This is a genomic window from Paenibacillus sp. SAF-068 (assembly GCF_051967555.1).
In the GTDB taxonomy this organism is placed as follows: Bacteria; Bacillota; Bacilli; order Paenibacillales; family Paenibacillaceae; genus Paenibacillus.
The window spans coordinates 673,478-691,835 of record NZ_JBQCJX010000003.1 but is presented as its reverse complement, the minus strand read 5'-3'; the positions used below and the strand labels follow the sequence as shown (position 1 = coordinate 691,835).

Annotated in this window: 16 protein-coding genes; 1 reads left to right on the top strand and 15 read right to left on the bottom strand. The window is 49.1% G+C overall.

What is annotated here, in order from left to right:
- Window positions 1–308: 308 nt before the first annotated feature.
- From ACTHPG_RS20705 to ACTHPG_RS20675, 7 genes are all read right to left on the bottom strand, one after another.
- Window positions 309–1,529: an FtsW/RodA/SpoVE family cell cycle protein gene (locus ACTHPG_RS20705; RefSeq protein WP_440391323.1), complete on the bottom strand. Its 1,221-nt coding sequence runs from the start codon at window positions 1,527–1,529 to the stop codon at window positions 309–311.
- A gap of 274 nt (window positions 1,530–1,803) precedes the next feature.
- The gene (locus ACTHPG_RS20700; protein ID WP_440391322.1) at window positions 1,804–3,024 is read right to left on the bottom strand and encodes an FtsW/RodA/SpoVE family cell cycle protein; all 1,221 of its coding nucleotides are present in this window, start codon (window positions 3,022–3,024) and stop codon (window positions 1,804–1,806) included.
- Window positions 3,025–3,109: 85 nt separating this feature from the next.
- On the bottom strand, window positions 3,110–3,994 hold the full coding sequence (gene prmC / locus ACTHPG_RS20695; protein WP_440391422.1) for a peptide chain release factor N(5)-glutamine methyltransferase: 885 nt from the start codon (window positions 3,992–3,994) through the stop codon (window positions 3,110–3,112).
- A 24-nt stretch (window positions 3,995–4,018) separates the two neighbouring features.
- Entirely contained in the window at window positions 4,019–5,086 is a 1,068-nt protein-coding gene (prfA, locus tag ACTHPG_RS20690; RefSeq protein WP_440391321.1) for a peptide chain release factor 1, read from the bottom strand.
- Between the two features lie 385 nt (window positions 5,087–5,471).
- A complete protein-coding gene (locus ACTHPG_RS20685) occupies window positions 5,472–6,071 on the bottom strand; it encodes an SUKH-4 family immunity protein (protein WP_440391320.1) in 600 nt (199 codons plus the stop codon).
- Between the two features lie 167 nt (window positions 6,072–6,238).
- Window positions 6,239–7,339 (bottom strand): redox-regulated ATPase YchF, encoded by a 1,101-nt coding sequence (ychF, locus tag ACTHPG_RS20680; RefSeq protein WP_076332544.1) that lies wholly within the window; start codon window positions 7,337–7,339, stop codon window positions 6,239–6,241.
- A 190-nt stretch (window positions 7,340–7,529) separates the two neighbouring features.
- The gene (locus ACTHPG_RS20675; RefSeq protein WP_440391319.1) at window positions 7,530–8,000 is read right to left on the bottom strand and encodes a GNAT family N-acetyltransferase; all 471 of its coding nucleotides are present in this window, start codon (window positions 7,998–8,000) and stop codon (window positions 7,530–7,532) included.
- A gap of 212 nt (window positions 8,001–8,212) precedes the next feature.
- Here ACTHPG_RS20675 and ACTHPG_RS20670 point away from each other — a divergent pair, with 212 nt between their 5' ends.
- The gene (locus ACTHPG_RS20670) at window positions 8,213–8,644 is read left to right on the top strand and encodes a hypothetical protein (protein ID WP_440391318.1); all 432 of its coding nucleotides are present in this window, start codon (window positions 8,213–8,215) and stop codon (window positions 8,642–8,644) included.
- 410 nt (window positions 8,645–9,054) lie between these two features.
- On the opposite strand, the gene fni is transcribed toward ACTHPG_RS20670, so the two are convergent.
- From fni to ACTHPG_RS20630, 8 genes are all read right to left on the bottom strand, one after another.
- A complete protein-coding gene (gene fni / locus ACTHPG_RS20665; RefSeq protein WP_440391317.1) occupies window positions 9,055–10,122 on the bottom strand; it encodes a type 2 isopentenyl-diphosphate Delta-isomerase in 1,068 nt (355 codons plus the stop codon).
- Window positions 10,123–10,342: 220 nt separating this feature from the next.
- Window positions 10,343–11,824 carry a phytoene desaturase family protein gene (locus ACTHPG_RS20660; protein ID WP_440391316.1) on the bottom strand — a complete coding sequence of 494 codons (1,482 nt, stop codon included), beginning with the start codon at window positions 11,822–11,824 and terminating at the stop codon, window positions 10,343–10,345.
- Window positions 11,821–12,969, bottom strand: a complete 1,149-nt coding sequence (locus tag ACTHPG_RS20655) for a glycosyltransferase (protein WP_440391315.1) — start codon at window positions 12,967–12,969, stop codon at window positions 11,821–11,823. The genes ACTHPG_RS20660 and ACTHPG_RS20655 overlap by 4 nt, the downstream gene beginning before the upstream one ends.
- Before the next feature lies 1 nt (window position 12,970).
- On the bottom strand, window positions 12,971–13,732 hold the full coding sequence (locus tag ACTHPG_RS20650) for a lysophospholipid acyltransferase family protein (protein WP_440391314.1): 762 nt from the start codon (window positions 13,730–13,732) through the stop codon (window positions 12,971–12,973).
- A complete protein-coding gene (locus ACTHPG_RS20645; RefSeq protein WP_440391313.1) occupies window positions 13,701–14,468 on the bottom strand; it encodes a carotenoid biosynthesis protein in 768 nt (255 codons plus the stop codon). Before ACTHPG_RS20645 ends, ACTHPG_RS20650 begins: the two co-directional genes overlap by 32 nt.
- Window positions 14,468–15,340 (bottom strand): phytoene/squalene synthase family protein, encoded by an 873-nt coding sequence (locus ACTHPG_RS20640; protein WP_440391312.1) that lies wholly within the window; start codon window positions 15,338–15,340, stop codon window positions 14,468–14,470. The genes ACTHPG_RS20645 and ACTHPG_RS20640 overlap by 1 nt, the downstream gene beginning before the upstream one ends.
- On the bottom strand, window positions 15,337–16,800 hold the full coding sequence (locus ACTHPG_RS20635; protein ID WP_440391311.1) for a phytoene desaturase family protein: 1,464 nt from the start codon (window positions 16,798–16,800) through the stop codon (window positions 15,337–15,339). The genes ACTHPG_RS20640 and ACTHPG_RS20635 overlap by 4 nt, the downstream gene beginning before the upstream one ends.
- On the bottom strand, window positions 16,797–18,347 hold the full coding sequence (locus ACTHPG_RS20630; protein WP_440391310.1) for a phytoene desaturase family protein: 1,551 nt from the start codon (window positions 18,345–18,347) through the stop codon (window positions 16,797–16,799). Before ACTHPG_RS20630 ends, ACTHPG_RS20635 begins: the two co-directional genes overlap by 4 nt.
- Window positions 18,348–18,358 lie beyond the last annotated feature (11 nt).

Below are 18,358 nucleotides of genomic sequence, written 5' to 3'. Positions count from 1 at the left end.
CGCGACCTGCAACTCTCTCATGTCTATCAGTATGCCCGGGAGAGGCGAAAGTAAACCTAGCATTTGCAATTAATCTACTAGAGATTGTGCTGACTGACCCTGGCGAATGACTCTCGAATGACCAGTCGATATTTCAAATCCCCGAATAAGACGGATGTGGTTCGTTAGCACCGCTCACCCAACATGTTAAAAAGGCTGATCTGCACCTGGTTACAGGGCAAATCAACCTACCTCTTCATTCCTCCGAAAAATGAACAATTCCGTTAAACGCTCTACCGCTTTACTTTTTCACTACACCAACTCAACAGTTACACAGCACTTTTCTCTTTCTTGAGCATATTCCATAAACGTTCCGCCACCCGGGGTGGCTGCTCCCCCATGAGAAGTTCATCCTCCTCTTCCTGTCCATACAACTTAATGCTCATGACTACCCCAATACAGGCCATATTAATGAGCAAAGAGGTGCCGCCATAACTGATGAACGGCAATGTAATGCCTGTGAGCGGCATGAGTCCGAGGAATGCTCCTACATTCTCGAACACCTGATACAACAACATTCCGATAATACCCACAATGATGACGGGTCCCGCGCGATCTCTGCATGTCAGAGCAATCAGCACCATACGGTGGACCAGAATAAAGTACAGCAGGATCAGTATGGATGCACCGACAAAGCCAAACTCCTCTGCGATCACGACAAAAATGGAATCAGAATACGTATAGGGAACTCGTCCGCTCTGAACGGATGTTCCTTGCAAATAGCCTTTACCGATGATTCCCCCTGAACCGATGGCTAAACCAGCATTTTTTGTATGCCAGGAGGCTTTGGATGTAGCCTTTTCCGGTACAAGCCAGGGATCTATTCGCTCGGCCCAATGCTCTCGTTTCACCTTTTCAAGAAAAGTAAATACTTCATCATGATAGAACGTATAGGCTTTAACAAAGCCAATAAATGCCACTCCCACAATCGCCAGCGTAATCAATACGTGCTTCAGCCTCATATTGCCGATCCAGAATACCGCAGTCAGAATCACCACGTACCCCAGTGCATTTCCCAAATCGTTCTGAGCCATAACCAGAGCAAACGGAATAAACGCCCAGCAACCAATCGGTACAATATCTCTCCAAAATTTCAGCGTGCCCCGTTGTCTCTTCACAATCAAATGGGCGAGGAACAGAATCAGAATCATCTTGAACAGCTCTGCCGGTTGAAAAGAAAAATTGTCGCCCAGCTTCAGCCAGCCGTTGGCATTATTGATCGAACTTCCTAGGACATTGGCCAGAATCAGCAGTATAATCCCCAACCCATACAAATAAAACGCATATTTCACGTATAACTTGTAATTCACAAGCCCGATCACGAGCACTGCAATGAATCCAGCCACATAGAAATAGATTGTTTTGACATGGTGATTCGCCAGAGTGGCATCTGTCTGCGTTCCGCTGTATATCGCAAATACACTAATAATCATAAGCAACAGCATGACGAAGAGAATCACACCATCCATCTTTTTCAACATTCTCAACATAACTCCGTCCATCCCCCTGAAATCTAGCAATCTATGATTTCCAATTGAACTCAATATTACCATTGTATATAATTGGATAATAAAATGGAAATCTGGATCTTTTCAGGATGACTATTCAACCATTCAACGGCCTGTCTCCCACAATAAAAACAATAAAAACCCCAAAACATTCATTCCTATGTGAATAGGACTGATCTGTTTCAGGGTTCTATCGTTAAATGACTTATATACGAATATCTGACGTTGCTATTTCAAGGTTTGATTCAAGAGAACGTTATTGCTCCTGCTGGGATGGCTTGCGTCTCAGTACTTTCATCACCAGATCGGTAATACTCGGTTGTTCCGCAGAGCCGAGAATATCCTCATTCTCTTCCGTGTGAACCTTGATACTCATCACAATTCCCATACTGATCATGTTGAGCATAATGGAGGTACCACCCGAACTGATAAATGGCAGCGTAATCCCCGTCAATGGCATTAGACCAATGAATGGGCCAATATTAACAAAGATCTGGTAGAGCAGCATCGCTATAATACCTACAATCAGGTATGGCCCAGCACGATCCTTACACTCCAGTGCAATCAGCACCAGCCTGTGAATCAGAATAAAGTACAGAAGAAGCAATACCGAGGCACCGATGAAACCGAACTCCTCACCGATCTGTACAAAGATGGAGTCAGCATAGGCCAGTGGCACCCGATTCGACTGAATTGTCGTGCCCTCCATATACCCTTTGCCCGTAATACCACCAGAACCAATGGCAAGCTTTGCATTGTACGTCTGCCAGAGTACATCTCTTGAGGTCAGCTCGGGTACAAGCCAGGGGTCAAAACGATCCGCCCAGTGCGAACGTCCAATGTCATTCAGAAATTTAACAATCTCATCATGATAATGAATATATGCCTGTGTACCGCCGATAAAAGTAGCTACAGCAATAATAAAACCAATGAGGGCATGCGTAAATTTAATGTTGCCGATCCATAACAGGCCCACAAGAATGACAACATAACTTAACGCATTCCCCAAGTCATTTTGAAGCAATACGAGTAGTAATGGCGGCAGAACACAAAGTGAGATCGGAATGACATCACGTCCGAAATAGAGCGGACGATTCTTCTTTCGGGCCAAAAAGGCCGATAAAAACACAATCAGACATAGCTTGAACAACTCAGCAGGTTGAAGACTGACCCCGAAGATGGACAGCCAACCTTTTGCACCGTAATACTCTTTACCAAAGAACATTACGAAAATGAGCAACAGCATACCCACGCCATAGATATATAAATAATTTTTAATTATGAATTTATAGTTGATCATCGACATTCCAAAAAAGACGATGAATCCCAAAATATAAAAGATCACTGCACTTTTCGGGAGTCCCTCCAGCTTCGGACGACCAAACGTTGTACTGTAAATCGACAAAATACTGATAACCATCAGAATAACAAGTATAAACACTATGGAATAGTCTATCTTTTTAAATTTGTGCAGCATGTAATTATGTTCCCCCAAGCATTCAGAAATCTTCGGTATATCTCATTGTAGAGGATTTCACGGCAAAAAGAAAACCCGCGGAACCTTACATTTTCGTCACCTGTTCCGAAGTACGAACACCCAGGACATGCCGCTCGATTCCGGCAAGGTCCGGTACAACGATAATTTCCGGCCAATGTCCCGCCGATTCAAGCAGAGCCGCGATGTCACGAGCCTGCCCCTGGCCCAGCTCAAAACCAATAATCTGCGGCGGCGCAGGCAGCAGCGCCAGTTGCTCCAGCATAATGCGGTACGGTGCAAGCCCGTCCGGACCGCCGTCCAGTGCCATGCGCGGCTCATGATCGCGCACCTCTTGCTGCAACCCGGCGATATCCGCTGCCGGGATGTATGGCGGGTTGGACACCAGGATGTCCACCCGTGCCCCGGCGAACGGGGCCAGCAGATCGCCTTCACGGAAGTCGATCTGTACGCCGTTCGCGGCCGCGTTCCGCGCGGCCACTTGCAGGGCAGCCGCCGAGAGATCCCCGGCGCCGACCTGCCAGCGCGGGCACAGTGAAGCCATCGTCACCGCGATGGCGCCACTGCCCGTGCCGATATCGACGGCGAGCGGAGCGCCGTCAGGAAACACGCGGTCGGCTTCGCGCAGCACAGCCTCGACCAACAGCTCAGTCTCCGGCCGAGGAATCAGCACGGCCGGCGTGACCTCGAACGGCAGCCCATAGAATTCCTGGCTGCCGATAATGTATTGCGCCGGCTCACCCGCAGCCTTGCGCGTGACGGCGTCCTCCCAGCGGCTGCGATGCTCGCTGGGAAAAGGCTCCGGCTGCATCATGTAGTACGCGGCGCCATTAATGCCAAGTACATGTTCCAGCAGCAGCCGGGCATTGTTTTGCGGCTCGTACACGCCGCACTTCTCCAAAAAAGAGGAAGCCTCCACGAAGGCTTCCCGACAGCTCTGTTCCGGCGTCATGACAAACTGCGCTCGGGTCACAGATTATTCTCCTCTATCCATCATCTCAGTCTGCTGAGCAATGGTCAGTGCAGACAGAATATCTTCAATCTCTCCGTTCATCACCTGGTCCAGCTTATGCATTGTCAGGCCGATCCGGTGATCCGTCACACGGCTTTGCGGGAAGTTGTACGTACGAATCCGCTCACTGCGGTCACCCGTTCCCACTTTGCTCTTCCGCTCAACAGAGATTTTCGCTTCCTCTTCCATACGTTTCATATCGAAGATACGTGTACGCAGAACCTGCAACGCTTTTTCCTTGTTGGAGTTCTGTGATTTTCCATCCTGACACGTCGCCACGATGCCCGTTGGCACGTGTGTTACCCGTACTGCGGATTTCGTCGTATTAACCGATTGTCCACCAGCACCACTGGAACAGAACGTATCCACACGGATGTCTTTATCATGAATTTCGATATCGAAATCTTCGGCTTCAGGCATTACCGCAACCGTTGAAGTTGACGTATGAATACGTCCGCCCGATTCGGTTGTAGGGATACGCTGCACACGGTGTGCGCCGCTTTCGTATTTCATCTTGCTGTAAGCGCCACGTCCGTTGATCAGGAAAACAACCTCTTTGAATCCACCGAGGTCATTCGTATTAACGTCCATCAGCTCTACACGCCAGCCCTGTGCATCTGCATAACGAGTGTACATACGGTACAGATCTGCTGCAAACAACGCTGCTTCATCTCCACCAGCTGCTCCGCGAATCTCGACAATAACGTTTTTGTCATCATTCGGATCTTTGGGCAACATGAGTACACGAATCAATTCGTCCAGTTCTTTCTGGCGAGTGCTCAATTCGTCAATTTCCATTTTGACCATTTCGCGCATCTCATCATCCAGTTTTTCGCCCTGCATTTCCTTGGCTGCTTCAAGATCCTCACTTACCTGTTTGTACTCATTGTACGCTTCATAAGTCGGTTGCAGATCGGATTGTTCTTTCGAATATTCCCGCAACTTTTTGTTGTCACTTGCCACATCCGGGTCACACAAAAGCTCGCTCAACTTGTCATAACGGTCGGCTAACGCCTGTAATTTATCCAACATGTATAGTCACCTCACGTATTATTTTGTCCATGCAAATATCGTTTTCAATAATTACTTTGGTTTCATTCTTCATAACATTTATAATCTATATTCCACAACGCACAGGATTCTCAACGAATCCCCTGACCGCAGCATGTATTCACATTCATGTATGATCGACGTATAACATCGCTACAACGTCATCAAATCCTTTACTTTTAAGTTATATAAAAGAAATCGCGTACCCGGTATCAAACCCGCTTCAACTCATTAAGCCGAGCATGAAATTCAACATAGGTATACGACTCTTAATTATAGCATATTCTTATGCTTCTGGATAGCAATAGTTCATCGGACAGACATCCAATATTGCTTTTATTATAAAAACGAAAATGATATCATCCCGCTATACTATCTCGTCCTCCAACTGTTCAAGCACAACACTCCACCACGTATCCTCTTTTGCAACACTCGCCGGATCACTATCCGTATAAAACAACCACAGCTGCTTGAGTGCTTTATTCCTCGCTTGTGGAGAATATCTCTGCGCAGGAGGTGTAACTTCACCGCGCCGAAAAGCAGCCAACTTGGCTTGGGCTTGCTCTAGCGTCATCACACTCGGTTCATATGACGGGGAATATTCGTTGACGAATAAAGCATACCTTTGCAGGAATGTCAGAAACAAGCTTAAACTGGAGTTTATTACACCATACTCACCGGTATGAACATTCAGCGTGTAGAGCAACCCCGTTTCCGCTTCAAGACCCAACAATGCCGTGGTTTCATCCCATTCATAACCGATAGGAAGCATTGTTTTACGTCCATCTTTCGTGCGAATCAGACCCTGATCCGTCTTTGCTTCAAAATGAATGCCCAAGAGAGCTTCCTGATTCATATGGATCTGAGATAATCCGGACAGAAGTAACAGATCCTGTGTATATTGAGGCAATTGCGCAGCTTCCACAAGCGATCGGTCGTAACGAACTGTATTCTGATTCTCCATCATTCCGTCTCCTCCTGCTTCCTCATTTTTATTATATCCACCGCTGGCAAACAATCCAGCAAAATTACAGTATGCGGCACGATCAGAATATAACAAAAGCCCCGCAGTCTTCACGGGAAGACAACAGGACTTTTGGTTAACATTATATCTATTTGTAGATTAAATATGAATTAAACGTTGAAACGGAAGTGCATAACGTCGCCGTCATTTACAACGTACTCTTTACCTTCAAGACGAAGTTGTCCACGCTCTTTGGCACCGTTCATGGAACCCGCAGCAACCAGATCGTCGTAAGAAACAACCTCTGCACGGATGAATCCGCGTTCGAAGTCCGTGTGGATCACACCCGCTGCGCCAGGCGCTTTTGTACCTTTACGGATCGTCCACGCCCGAACTTCCTGCACACCTGCTGTAAAGTATGTGTACAGACCGAGCAATTTATAAGCTGCTTTGATCAACAGGTTCAGACCGGAATCCTCAATACCGAGCTCTTCCAGGAACATTTGTTTATCTTCGCCTTCCAGCTCAGAGATCTCTTCTTCAACCTTCGCACTGATTGGCACTACTTCTGCATTTTCAGCAGCTGCGAATTCTCTTACTTTTTGCACGTAGGCATTGTTCGCCACGTCGCCGATTTCGTCCTCAGCTACATTGGCTGCGTACAGAACAGGCTTCAGGGTAAGCAAGTGCAGATCGCGTATAATCAAAAGCTCGTCATCCGTAAGTTCCATGCTGCGTGCTGGCTTGTCATCGTACAGAACAGCCTTCACTCTCTCCAACACTTCTACTTCTTGAGAGGCAGACTTGTTGCCGCCCTTCATGTTTTTCTTGGAGCGATCGATTTTCTTCTCAACACTCTCGATATCGGCCAGAATCAGCTCCAGATTGATCGTCTGAATGTCGCTCACCGGGTCAATTTTGCCATCGACATGTGTAATGTTCTCATCTACAAAACAACGTACCACGTGTACAATTGCATCCACTTCACGAATGTGGGCAAGGAACTTGTTACCCAGACCTTCGCCTTTGCTCGCACCGCGAACAAGACCTGCGATATCTACAAACTCAAACGCGGTTGGTACTGTTTTCTTAGGTACAACGAGTTCTGTCAATTTGTCCAAACGCTCATCGGGTACTTCAACGATTCCCACGTTAGGGTCAATCGTACAGAACGGATAGTTTGCCGATTCGGCACCTGCTTGTGTAATTGCATTAAACAATGTAGATTTACCAACGTTCGGCAAACCCACGATTCCAGCTTTCAAAGCCATGTATATGACAACTCCTCATTGATTACTTGTTCGGTATGGATAATCCTATACATTATATATGACAAACCTCAAGGCATCAAGGAACTTCGCCAATTCGACCTGAGTCCCATCCGCTTCCCGAAATCCCTCGTTACTGCGGATGATTCGTTTTACGTAGATGATACCTTTGGCTTAGATTATCCGTTATCCGTTAACCTTTAATTTCCTTGTACATGGTCAGATCCGTTACCTCATATCCCATCTTGCGATACAGGCTGCTCGCACGCACATTATGTCCAAACACATGCAAACCAATGCGATCTACGCCAAGACTCAAGGCCGTCTGTTCAAGCGCCTCCATTGTCTCTGTGCCGTATCCCTTACCACGATGCGCTTCTTCAACCACAATATCCAGCAAAAAAGCATCCTTTCCACGTCGATTTTCCGTGATATTAAACCAGATATACCCCACATTGCCGTCCACAGAATGCACGAGATTGTAGAGATACGCTCCAGGTGTGTTCAAGCCCTCTGGCAGATAACGTTCATAAGATTCCTCCGCCAGTTGCTGCGCCTCTTCCTCCGCCCAAGTGCCTGCTTCTACTTTTTCCTGTGCAAAATCCTTAATCGATTTAATGCGGAAACTAGCATAGTCTTCCTGATTCATTGGAGAAAGTTTCAACTTTTTCCCCTCCTTATGTTGAGTGATCTTTATTATGTAGGATCTCTGTGCAGTCCTTTTTGCACTGCTAGTATCTTATTGTATCCTGTTCTCCCGCTTGGCGCATGAGGTAATTCTGACGATTTGAACTTCAATTTTCATATGTATCCATGCTATCTATAACTTTTGATCTCTTCCCATCGTTTATAACTTATAGGAAGGAGTGCATTATATTGTACACACGTCGCCGATTCTCCAAAAAGAAAATCATTATCTTGTCCGCCATCTTAATCGTCATAGGCATCATCGCCTTTAAGAGTTTGCTGAATGCAGTCGATCCCTTTCGTCACTTAAGGATCACGATCCACAACCAGTCCGACTATGACCTCACCAATATTCAGGCTAACCTGGCCCAAGGTGATTCGTATAACACCAACGAGAATGGCTCCACTTACATATTTGAAAAGGATGTTCCCAGCGGATCAGACGTGAAATTCGCCCCACAGCTGAAACTTTCCGGGGAAGGGTCTGTCTTCCTGGAGTTTACGGACAGCCGCGGTAAAACCTATAACAAAACGGTTTGCGGTTATACGGAATATTTATCTGGTAACTCCTATGTGACTGTAACCAATGAGAATGTCACCGTGATAGAGGAATGTATGTAAAGGGTGTATCAATTCTCAAAAAAACATGCAATCTCCCTTTAGGAAGATTGCAAATTCGGCTCTCGTCATTTTTTGATATCCACCAAGCGAACCATTGGAATAATTCCATGAACCGTTCCACGTTTCCCTCACAGTCTAACGAACCTGAGAGACATTATTCAGCCCTTTTCATACGTCTTGAAAATCTAACGAACTATAGACTCTTTATTTACTCTTTCTTTGGCGTCATCCGCTGTAAATTGCTGTTTTCTAGCCTCTTAGCGTGTGTGAGATTCGTTAGATTCGCAACTAACACCTAAATCGCCAAATAAGATGTTACAGGTTCGTTAGCAGACGTTTGTCCATCAAACCCAGCGCCTACAAAGATCACAAGTCAGAGCTGTTCAGCAAGACGCCATCTCTGGTTTTATCTACCGCCGTTCCACCAGTCGCTCCGTCTGTTTCAAATCCTCAATTTGCCCTGCGCCAATGCCAAACATCACGGTACGCAGCTCAAATTCGACCTGTTCCAGGCGCTCATCCAGCGCATCGTCGGAAGCGACTGCGGATTCGAGTAAAGATCGGCCAAAACCAGCCAAGTCCGCACCGAGCGCGAGGGCTTTGGCCGCATCTACGCCTGTGTACAGTCCGCCACTGCCAATTAAAGCACCCGCCGGGTTCAGCGCACGCACTTCCTGAATACACTCCGCTGTCGGAATGCCCCAGTCGGCAAAAGCTTCAGCTGCCGCCCGGCGTACCGGGTTATTGTTGCGGTACTTCTCCACCTGCACCCAGCTTGTACCACCAGCACCAGCTACATCGATAAACGCAACACCCGCTTCATATAGGCGTTGAGCCGTCACGCCATCGATGCCAAAACCTACTTCTTTTACACCAACAGGCACGTCTAATTCGCGGCACAAGTTCTCAATCCGCTGAAATAAGCCGCTGAAGTTGGTATTACCTTCTGGCTGGAAGACTTCCTGCAACGTGTTGAGGTGAAGCACGAGCATGTCCGCCCCTGCAATGTCTACGGCACGCTGGAAATCAGCCGTGGTGAACCCATAGTTCAACTGCACCGCGCCAAGGTTGGCAATGACCGGGATGTCCGGTGCCCAGCGACGCACATCGAAGGTACTTGCCAGTTCCGGCTGTTCCACGGCAGCCCGGATCGAACCTACGCCGAGCGCCCAGCCTCTGGCGTTTGCTACTCGGGCGAGGCGCTCATTGATGGCGCCCGTTGTTTTGCTTCCACCCGTCATCGAACTGATGAGTAGGGGTGTGCGTACTTTTTTGCCAATAAACGAAGTCTCCAGATGCACCTCTTCAAAATCCAGCTCCGGCAGTGGGTGATGACGAAACGCATACCGCTCCATACCGCTGGTTACCCCTTCTCCTGCCACATTCTCCTCAAGACAGAGGCGCACGTGCTCCAGCTTCCGTTCTCCTGTAGCTACTTCGGGAAGCAGCCGTTCGCCGGCTCGCTCTTGTTCATTCATGATGAGACCTCCTATGTGAGAATCGTGCGGATCGACAGGATAACCTGCCTGTTCCTAGCTTCTATGTATATAAGTCATTTGTATAAAAGACACAACAACATGTATTAAATATGCAATACAGCTCAACTCTATCCAGTATAACGTTCCAAACCGCCTATTGAAAGGATGCCCCGACATCAGTGTCTCATTTAAATCTCGGAGCACCACTATCTTTGCCTACTCATCTCAAAATTTCAGATGCCAACTGTTCACCAACAAGCTGCCCGGACAATGTCACGATCGGGGTTCCGCCGCCTGGATGCGTTGTGCCGCCGACGTACCAGAGTCCTTGTACATCTTTGCTTCGGTTGCCCGGTCGCATAAAGGTCTGCTTCACGGAGTTGGACGAGATGCCATAGATCGACCCTTGATGCGCCAAAGTATCCCGTTCGATATCTCGCGGTGTGTATCGGATCAGCACATCGGATTGGTTCAACCCCGTAATCCCTCGGGCCGCTAACTGTTCCAACACATACTCCCCGTAACGTTCCGTCTGCTGTCCCCAATCCCATGAATCCGACAAGTAGGGGGCATTAACCAGAATGAACAGATTACTGGCTCCCGCCGGGGCCATGCCTGCTTCGGAATAACCGGAATAACAGATGTAGATTGTGGGATCTTCGGGCATTTTACGGTCACGGAAAATATGGTCGAACTCCGGCTCATACCGTTCCGGGAAGAAGACCGTATGGTGCAGCAGTGCATCATATTGTCTTCGCACACCTGCCAGCGTTACAAATCCCGAAATGGATGGTTCATACTTCCGTATGCGGGAATCACTCATCTCTTTCCGATGTTCCGGTGCGAGCAGCAGTCGATTCACGCTAAGCACATCTCCATTGGCAACCACCTGATCGGCTTCCCGGAAGCCTTGGTCCGTATCCACACCTGCTACTTTGCCATTTTGAACAACAATCTGCCGGACCTCTATGCCCGTAATAATCTGTACCCCTTTTTCCTGTGCCAGGCGAGTCATGCCTTCGATCAGTTGATAGGTTCCACCTTTAACTCCGTAGATGCCCACCTCTGCTTCCACATGACCCATCATGGCAAAGATGGAAGGTGACTGATACGGCGATGATCCCACATAGGTCGCGTACCGTCCGAACATGGCGAGTGTATGCGGATGCTGGAAATATGAACGCAGCAGCTTATCCAACTTCACCGTTGGTCGCACGCGGAGCAGACTGCGCAGCATCTGAAGATTGTATTTATCAGAAGGAGACAGCAGCAGCTTACCGAGAAAATGACGGTTGGCTTCCGCATACAGTGCAGCAGACTCATCCATAAATGCATCATAACGAGACGCATCTTCCGGACTGTACGCCGCGATCTGCTCCTTCATCCACCCGCGATTGCCTGACAAATCTACTACCGTGCCATCTGAAAATACATTACGCGTGCGCGGTTCTAACTCATATAGCTGTACGTAATTCTCCATCGCCACACCCGCATGGTCGAAGACGGAACGAAAAGTGGATGGCATCGTGATCGTGCTCGGTCCCCGGTCAAAATGATACCCGTCCCGCTCAATATGCTGCAGCTTGCCACCTACATGTTCCTGCCGTTCCAGAACGGTCACCTGCACACCTTGTGAAGCCAGTCGGATCGCACACGACAGACCTCCGAATCCCGCACCGACAATAATGACGTTACCTCTCAACTGTACCGCCTACCTTTCCATACATACCCCTTGCCGGAGCGGCCTGCCTGCCATGAAGCAAGTCCGATGGCAATGACACAGGCCATGCTGACCGGTTGCAGAAGGGCAAGCCACCAGGGTTGTCCGCCAGCATGGTCTGCGACTCTTTTCACAGCCATACCCAATAAAGTTCCTATCAATCCATACAGAACGGACATCGAGCTGCCCATCAGGAGTCCAATAATCAAGCCCATCGGAGGCACAATATACATTAGTGTATACATCAACATCGTACCAAGCAGCAGTAAGTCTTTGCGGCCCATACCTTCGTACATGTTTTTCTTGTATCCATTCCATACTTCTGCACCGTTCTGATACATGCGGGTATTCGTTACGTCATGCACGTCGGTCAGCATCACCGGATGACCTGCACGCTTGACTGCTTTGGCAAGACTCATGTCATCCACCAGATGCGCCTGAATGGCAGCATGACCGCCGGATGCTTCGTAACTGGAGCGATGAATCAGCAAAAAAGCCCCCGTAGCGGCTACAAACATCGGACTGGATGATCTGCGTATCATAAAAATGGGCAGATGACTGATGATGGTAAAGACCATCATCGGTACGACAAGCTTCTCCATCCATGTCATGGTTACCTGATAAGGAAAACCGGTTACCAGCCCGCCCCCTTGCTCACAACCGGCAGCAACGGTCTGCCGAATCGCACTTGGCTCCAGACGCACATCCGCATCCACGAACATGTACCATTCCCCCTCGGCCTCCTTAACCAGTCTGTGACACGCATGGGATTTGCCCATCCAGCCCTCAGGAAGATCGACACCATGCAGCAGACGTACACGCGCATCGCGGTCCGCAATCGCTTGTACCATGGCCGCTGTCTCATCTTCGGAGCGATCATCCAGCACCAGCACTTCCATCCTGAATCCCGACGTATCGCTCGCGAGTACACTTTCCAGACATCCTTCGATATGTAGTCTTTCATTTCTGGCAGGTATCAGCACCGAGACCAGCAGGTCTGGTGGTTGTATCTTGTCTGCCCGGAATGAACGCACTTTGGGCAGACAGGAGACGTTCCATAGAGCGAACAGCAACTGTATGCCCAATATACATGTAAGCACCATCCAGAAGATTTCAGGTGTATTCATCCTAACGGTTCACCCGCTTTCGCGTGGCATCATATTTTTCACTTGTCGAACGTGCATGACGAATCAACGGAAGCGCATCTGGCAAACTTCCCTGCCCCAGCCGTATAAGCTCTGATCTGTGATCGTCTAACTGCCGTTCCAGCACATGGCCCAGTCTGGTCGCAATCTCTTCACTCTTCCATGCCTTCCAGTCTTCCATTACAGTTGGGCCTGCCAGCATCGAGATTTCCGGTAAATCATGCTGGACCATCCCATGGCATAAGGTTACGGGTACAGCAATGGCATTTGGGGAGCGGCGAAGCAGCAATCCGATGCCTGGACGGAACCGAATTGGTCTCGCCTCCTGATGCAATATTTCTCCTTGCGGAAAAATCCAGACTCTTTTGCCCGAATCCAGCAGTTCAGCAGTGTACTGCAGGGAGGTCCGAATACCGGACGCACTCTCCTTATTGATCGAATACGCGCCCAATTTACGAAAAAAAGCATATTGCTGCAGCTGTTGCTCCTCCATCATCACATAATGATCTCCCCGCGATGTCTGCCTGGCCGCATGATAGAGCAGCAGACCATCCCACCAGGAACTGTGGTTCATGAAGTAGATCACCGGACGAGCGGGATCAATTGGGGAGTTGTCCCTGGTGTCCACCTGCGGGTCCAGTGACCCCGTAAGTGTGAAGGATCGGAAGCGCCGACGCAGCAGATAATAATGATTGTATAAGGCAAAAATCTGATTAAACGGTTTTGATTTTACGGCGCGAATCATAGAGCCAGCTCCCTTCGGCAAGAAGCACGCCAGCAATGGCGATGATAAAGCTGCCCGTAATCCCTTCCTTTAAGGCCAGTAGGCCGAACAGAAGAATAAACAGCTGATACAGCCATTTTGCACGCAGTAATGAGCTGCGGTCATTCGGCATGACCGGAAGGAAGAGGGACAGGAATGCACCCATGATAAACCAGCTTATGTAATTGGTCCACGGAACACCATAGAATCCACCTGGAGCCTGCCACTCCCAGAATCCTCTCGCGTGCGCAACAGGATCGAGTACCAGATCGAGTACAATCGCCCAGAACCCGGTTTTCACTGCTCGAAGCAATCGGCCCTTCCAGGTTGAACCACCGCCACTTAACAGTGCCGAGTTACCAACCACTGCAATCCAGGCGAAACCGAGTGTAACTGGCACACTGAACAGATGAATCCCGAAGAAGTCCGAGTAAGCATATTCGCCAAAAGGCCAGTGAGTATGAACCCCTACCCACTCCACACCCATGCCTCCCAGCCAGATGATTATAGAAGAAATCCAGAGTCCGGGCTTCATCCAGATGACTGACTGGTCGGACAGACCTGTTCGATTACGCCCCTGATAGATCAGATCCAGCACATACAACGCATAGAAGATTAAGAATAAACCATTGGAAAAGGACAATACATCCGGCACGCCGATCGTCAGCATCAGGGTTGCTCCAATGACATACCAAGCCCAGTAAAGCCACTGGATCATCAGGATACCGCCGTTCGGGAGGCTTGATAGGCCAGCATCGGGTAACGTTTTACAATCGCACCCAGCATCTCCAGTTTCAATTCATCGCTAACATATGCCCGTTTGGTATATACGTCATAGTCGTTGCGTTCAACCGCGTGTAGAATGGTAGAGTAAAAGGCTGCTGCCAGTTCGATGGAAAACGCACTTTCCGTTGGGTACGTATCCAGACGATCCATGCCAATACGGAACCAGTTCAATGCTGCAGCTTTTAATTCATGAATAATGGCAATAAAGCGTTCATCCACAACTCCGTCTTCAAAGTCCTGCTCGGAGTAACCATGCTTCTCCATGATCTCCAGCGGAACATATCGGCGCACTCTGGCCCGATCTTCACCCACATCCCGAATAATGTTGACGATCTGCATCCCTTTACCCAAAGCTATCCCGTTTACGGCTACTTCCGCGCCATTATCATCCCGCAATACAGGCAATAGCATCTCGCCTACGGTTCCAGCCACAAGATAACAATAATGCTCCAGTTCCTGCATTGTTGCGTAATGTGTCACTTTAAGATCCGTGAGCTGACCTTCCATCTGACGGAAAAATGGCCCCTTATCCAGATGAGGGAATTTGCTGAACAACCATCTCAGAGCTGGCCAGATAAAGTGTCCCTCCGCTTCATCCAGACGATCAAACAAGTCATGGATCTCGTGAATCGTATAGGCCGATTGTTCCGGCTCATCCACGCTGTCATCAATCATGCGGCAGAAGGCATAAATGACATATACTGCTTCACGGCGTGGACTGGGCAGACCCCTAAAGGCCTGATAAAAAGATGAAGAACCCTTTTGCATCAACTCTTCACACCTGTTTAAAATTGCTTCATTCATGTTCCCATCTCCTTCATGAGTTGATTGACAGCCATACGTGCACTCTGCATCACAATTGGCACTCCGCCTCCAGGATGTACAGATGCTCCTGCGGCATATAATCCCTGTATATTGGGGAATGGTTTGGGTTGCGGTCGATATACACCGGACTGGAACAATACAGGCGCAATTCCGAAGCTTCCGCCCCCATAGAGCCCGTCTCGCTCTGCGTCAGCGGGTGTACGCACCTTTTTCCACTTGATGGCTGCACGAAGTCCCGGGAATCCACGTTGCTCTGCTTCTTCCAGAACCCGTTCTGCCAAAGCTTCGCTCTCTTGATCCCAATCGACACCTTGGGCATCGGGTACCGGAATGAGGAAATATAATACACTCTGTCCTTGAGGGGCTGCTGTCTTATCCAATGCGACCGGATTAAATACGTAAAATGAGGACTTTGCCGGTATGCGTCGCTGATTGAACACTTCCTGTAAACTGCCTTCAAGACTGGGTGGCAGGAAGAACTGGTGTGTCGTAGTATCTTCCCAGGTTTTGTCCACGCCCACATAGAGCAATACACAACCGGAAGAGGGGCGATACGGCTTTCTTTTGCGCACTGCCTCTGGTGACTGACCAAGCAAACCTGATAGATGGGGGAAATCACCATTGTAGATAACTGCATCCACATTTTCTGCGCCTGCTGCCGTTTGTATACCTTCACATATACCATTTTTAATCGTGAGCCCGGTAACTTCCGAGTTCAGCATGACACGTCCACCACGCGATATCAGTTCCTGTTCCAGCATGGCCGGCAGTGCCGCATAGCCGCCTTTGACCATCCAGATCCCATATTCATGCTCTGCATAGGGAAGCAGGGAATAAATGCCTGGCGTGCCGAACGGTGATCCACCGATGTATAGACTTTGTAGCGAGTACGCGTCGAGCAATTCCTCATGCTGAAAATAATCGCCTACCGCTTTGCGGACACTTTTGTGTGCACGCAATCTGCCCATGAGTGACATGAGAGATGGTGTGAAGAAATCCCTTTTGCGCGGAAAAGCCCTTTCCAGAAACGCTGCCCGGCCTGCCGGAAACAACGTGTCCATATCTTTCATGAACCGTATGAATCCCCGGCTCTCTCCCGGGAACAAACGTTCAATCTCCGCCGTCTGCTCTTCACGTGAGGTCATCTTGGTCATGACACGACCACTGTGATAGTGCACTCTGTATAGCGGATCACAGCGAAGCAGCTCAATCTTCGAACGATCTACGCCCGCTTCCTCCAATATGCCAAGTAACATCTCCGGCAAAAGCACAATGGTTGGCCCCTGATCGATCCGATACTCCCCATCCTGCTCATATCCAATGCGTCCGCCAACGCGTGAACCCCGTTCATACACGGTGACATCCCATCCTTGACGATTCAACAACAGTGCCGAAGTGAGTCCACCAATTCCTGCCCCTACAATGGCGGCCCGCTTCATGAATGCCCTCGGGCTTCTGCCGTCTTCACGTAAGAGGATAGCTTGGAACTTGTTCTGGCATCCTCTTCCTGGATCAGCCTCACGCTGATTCGAGCCGACTCAAAGATCGTTGGCAATCCGCTGCCCGGATGTGTCCCGCCGCCTACCAACCATACACTTTCCAACTCTTCAAACTGGTTGTGGGGGCGCAGGTACATCATCTGACCCAAATTATGTGCCATATTAAATGTTGCTCCGCGATACACATCCAGTTCAGTCTCCCAATCGAGTGGGGTGAAAAGCATAGATTCTTCGATCCGGCTACGAATGTCGGCCAGTTCAGGAATGCCTTCCATGCGTTTCATCATGGCCTCCTGCACATTCTGCCGTTCTGCCTCCCAATCGATGTCTGCGGTAAGGTTAGGCGTAGGCATGAGAACATAAAGAGCAGATTTTCCTTCCGGTGCCAGCGTCGAATCGAGTCTGGAAGGGTTATGAATATATAGAGATGGATCGGCTGATAACATTTTGTGCTTCGTAATCTCATCTACGTTCAATCGGTAATCCTCGGGGAAATAGATCGAGTGATGCGGCAGATCCACTTCACCATCCACGCCCAGGTACAGCATCGCTGTAGAACAGGAGTACTTTTTGCGTTTCATTTTCTCCGGGGAATATTTCTTCAATACGCCCGGTTCGAAGAGATGATTCACCGCATGTGCAAAGTCGGCGTTCACAACCACATGGTCCGCTTCGATGCGTTCACCGTTCTCAAGCAACACACCTTCTGCACGACCATTGCGAACGATGACCTGTTTCACAGGGGTGGAAGTATGTATACGTCCCCCGTATTCTCCTACGACATCGGCCATGGCCTGGAAGATTCGATTCACACCGCCAATGGGGTGGAACAATCCGTAGTGATGTTCGATAAACGACAGTATGGTAAACGTACCCGGACAATCCCAGGCAGACATGCCAAGGTATTTGGATTGGAATGTAAATGCCCAGCGCAGACGCTCATCGGTAAAATAGCGGGACAAGATCCCATAGACCGTGTTGTGGACATCAAGCTTGGGCAGAGCTGTTATCGCATCTTTGCGCAAATAGTCCGTCAGCTTGCCAAAAGGACGACGGAGCAATGGCATAACTTTGCCAAACTTCACTTCCTCTTCTTGCATGAACCGAAGGTAATTGTCCTCATTCCCAGGAAACAATTCCTTAATCTGTGCAGCTGTATCTTCCCGATTACGAGAAGGCGTGAACACCTTGTCACCAAAGTTCAGGGCGTACAGCGGGGTCAGCTCTTTCATATGCACATAATCGGATAACTTGCGTCCCACCACGTCGAACATCTCTTCAATCAGCTGAGGCATCATCAAAAATGTAGCGCCCCGGTCGAATCGATATTCACCCAGTTCCAATCTGGCAGAACGTCCCCCGATGACTGGCTGTTTCTCATACACATCTACTTCGTACCCCTGACCGGACAATAACATCGCTGCTGCAAGTCCACCCGGACCCGCACCAATAACAGCTGCACGTTTGCGTTGTTGATTCGGTATCATGCCACTCACCT